Here is a 2969-nt window from a genome sequence, read left to right on the forward strand (position 1 = left end):
GACACCCGGGACGGATCCCTGAAGGCCTGCGGCAGGAACACCCAGGACGAGACCTTCACCGGAGGCACGACGCCCGGGGAGGGCCGGTGAACGTCTGGATCGCCATCGGGCTCACTGCCGTGGGCTGCTATCTCGCCAAGCTCCTGGGGCTCCTGGTCCCTGCCGGAGCCCTGGAACGCCCTCTTGTGCAGAAGCTGGCAGCGCTCATGCCGGTGGCGCTGCTCGCAGCTCTCACCGCCCAGCAGACCTTCGACGGCGGGCAGCAGCTGGTGCTGGACGCCCGGACGGCAGGGCTCGCCGCGGCGGTGACCGCCCTCGTCCTGCGTGCTCCCTTCCTGGTCGTCGTCGGCGTCGCGGTCGTGGTCACCGCCCTCGGACGCGCCCTGCTCTGAAGTCGGACGCGCCCTGCTCTGAAGCGGGACGGATCAGCGCGGACCGCGACCGTACGCCCGGAGGGTCCGCAGGGCGCCGAGTGTCACGACCGGGCGGCTCTCCAGGGCCGTTCCCGGGGCCCACTGCCGCCATTTGACCGGCCAGCCGCCGTCCTCCTGCTGTTCGGCCGCCAGATGATCCAGGGACCTCTCCAGCTCGCTGTCGCTGAACCACCGGCGTGCGAGCGACCCGGGTGTGCGGGCGTAGTCGTGAGGGAAGTGGTGTTCCCCCGGGGCGTAACCGGGAGCCACCGGGCGGTCCGCACGGCCCCGCGGATCGAGCACCACCAGCCGCTGCTCACGTACCAGTTGCCCCAGCCGGTCCGCGGCCGCCTCCGCACGCGCGCGGTCGGGTACGCCGTCCAGGAAGGCGACGGCCGCCTCGATCTCGTACGGATGGGACTGTTCCAGGGCGTCCACGGCGGCCCAGCAGAAGTCGGTGGCCCTGAACAGCCAGGCGTGCCACACCTGATTGCGGTGCAGCAGCCCCACCACCGGGCCCGTCGCCAGGAGTTCGGCAGGCGGGTCGTCGACCACGGGGATGAAGGGCGCCGCGGGGTAACCGCGTTGGGAAGGGTGGATCGCGGGCAACGCGCCTTCCTTGGTCGACACGTCCGTGAGATAGCGGCAGATCCGTTCCACGCGCGGACCACCGCAGCGGCCGATCGAGTCGAGGACGCTCAGCGCGTGAGCGGTGTGGAGGGGCTGACTCACGGGTCCGCGAAGATCGGGTTCGAGTGCGTGACCGTAGCCGCCGTCCTCGTTCCGATAGGCGGCGAGCGCGGTTTCGACGGCGTCCGCGCTTCCTTCCAGGAAGAGATGGGCGAACCGCCGCTGTTCGAGAACGCGTGCGGTGAGCCAGATGAACTGCTCGGCGTGGGCGAGGGGGTCTGCTCCGGTTCCGGCCATGGACCGACCGTAGAGGGGAACGGGCCGCCGACGGGGCCGTCCCGGCCCGGCTGCACTCTCAGGAGCGGGATACTGGGGGCATGCGGTTGACGATTTTCTGGGAACGGATGGCGGACCACTTCGGCGAGACGTACGCCGACTCCTTCGCGCGCGATCACGTCATGGCGGAGCTCGGTGGCCGTACGGTGCACGAGGCCCTGGCCGCGGGCTGGGAAACCAAGGACGTCTGGCGCGGGGTCTGCGCGGCGGTCGGCGTGCCCCCGGAGAAGCGCTGAGCGACGCGGTCCCGTCCCCCGCAGCGGCTGTGCAGCCCACGCCGCCTCCGGGCTGCGGGGCCGGTTGTCACTTCGGTGAGCGAGACTTGTCCCGTGGCACCGACAGACGAGACCGCCCAGACCCAGCCGCCCGCCTCGCCGCCCGTCCCGCCGGCCGCACCACCGAATCCGCCGCCCGGCACCGGCCCTGTCCGCATGCCCGGCTGGCTGCCGCGTGCGATCGTCATGGCTCTGGCGCTCTACGGCTGCTTCCAGCTCGGCAGCTGGGCCTTCTACCAGCTCATCGGGCTGCTGACCAACGTCCTCATCGCCTTCTTCCTCGCACTGGCCATCGAGCCGGCCGTCAGCCGTATGGCCGGACGTGGAATGCGCCGGGGACTCGCCACCTTCCTGGTCTTCCTCGCGGTGCTGATCGCCGGGGTCGGTTTCGTCGTCCTGCTCGGCTCGATGCTCGCCGGCCAGATCGTCGACATGGTCGAGGAGTTCCCCAAATACCTCGACTCGGTGATCAACTGGGTCAACCAGACCTTCCGCACGGAGCTCTCCAGGGTGGAGGTGCAGGACAGCCTGCTGCACTCGGACTGGCTCCAGAAGTACGTGCAGAACAGCGCCACCGGCGTGCTCGACGTCTCCACCACCGTGCTCGGCGGACTGTTCCGGCTGCTGATGATCTTCCTGTTCTCGTTCTACTTCGCTGCCGACGGGCCCCGGCTCCGGAGGGCGCTGTGCTCCGTACTGCCGCCCTCCCGGCAGACCGAGGTGCTGCGCGCCTGGGAGATCGCGGTCGACAAGACCGGGGGCTACATCTACTCGCGCGGGCTGATGGCGCTGGTCTCCGGTGTGGCGCACTACATCCTGCTGGTGGCCCTCGGGGTGCCCTACGCGCCCGCGCTCGCGGTCTGGGTCGGCCTCGTCTCGCAGTTCATCCCCACGATCGGCACGTATCTGGCCGGCGCGCTGCCCATGCTGATCGCGTTCACCGTCGACCCCTGGTTCGCGTTGTGGGTACTCGGTTTCGTCGTGGTCTACCAGCAGTTCGAGAACTACGTGGTGCAGCCGAAACTCACGTCCAAGACGGTCGACATCCACCCTGCGGTCGCCTTCGGCTCGGTGGTCGCGGGCACCGCGCTGATGGGGGCCGTCGGGGCGCTGATCGCCATTCCGGCCATCGCGACGCTCCAGGCGTTCCTGGGTGCGTACGTGAAGCGCTACGACGTGACGGACGACCCGAGGGTGCAGGGGGGCCACCGCCGGCGCGACGGCGAGCCGGCGCTGTCCAGGATCCGCCGGGTGGTGCGGCGCGGGGGCGGGGAGAGCACGGATCCGGCCGGCGGCAGCCGGTGACACCGGCCGC

Annotated in this window: 4 protein-coding genes; 3 read left to right on the plus strand and 1 reads right to left on the minus strand. The window is 70.6% G+C overall.

Going from position 1 to position 2969, the window contains the following annotated elements:
• Positions 1-86 precede the first annotated feature (86 nt).
• Complete coding sequence (locus VN520_RS07105; protein WP_325745993.1) at positions 87-392, plus strand: AzlD domain-containing protein; 306 nt, start codon at positions 87-89, stop codon at positions 390-392.
• Between the two features lie 33 nt (positions 393-425).
• Here the strand turns inward: VN520_RS07105 and VN520_RS07110 are convergent, their stop codons facing one another.
• A complete protein-coding gene (locus VN520_RS07110) occupies positions 426-1340 on the minus strand; it encodes a hypothetical protein (protein ID WP_325745994.1) in 915 nt (304 codons plus the stop codon).
• Between the two features lie 80 nt (positions 1341-1420).
• Here VN520_RS07110 and VN520_RS07115 point away from each other — a divergent pair, with 80 nt between their 5' ends.
• Both VN520_RS07115 and VN520_RS07120 read left to right on the plus strand, forming a co-directional pair.
• Positions 1421-1615 carry a DUF3046 domain-containing protein gene (locus tag VN520_RS07115; RefSeq protein WP_325745995.1) on the plus strand — a complete coding sequence of 65 codons (195 nt, stop codon included), beginning with the start codon at positions 1421-1423 and terminating at the stop codon, positions 1613-1615.
• A gap of 195 nt (positions 1616-1810) precedes the next feature.
• Entirely contained in the window at positions 1811-2959 is a 1149-nt protein-coding gene (locus tag VN520_RS07120) for an AI-2E family transporter (protein WP_325745996.1), read from the plus strand.
• Positions 2960-2969: the final 10 nt, after the last annotated feature.

Source organism: Streptomyces sp. (assembly GCF_035563135.1).
In the GTDB taxonomy this organism is placed as follows: domain Bacteria; phylum Actinomycetota; class Actinomycetes; order Streptomycetales; family Streptomycetaceae; genus Streptomyces.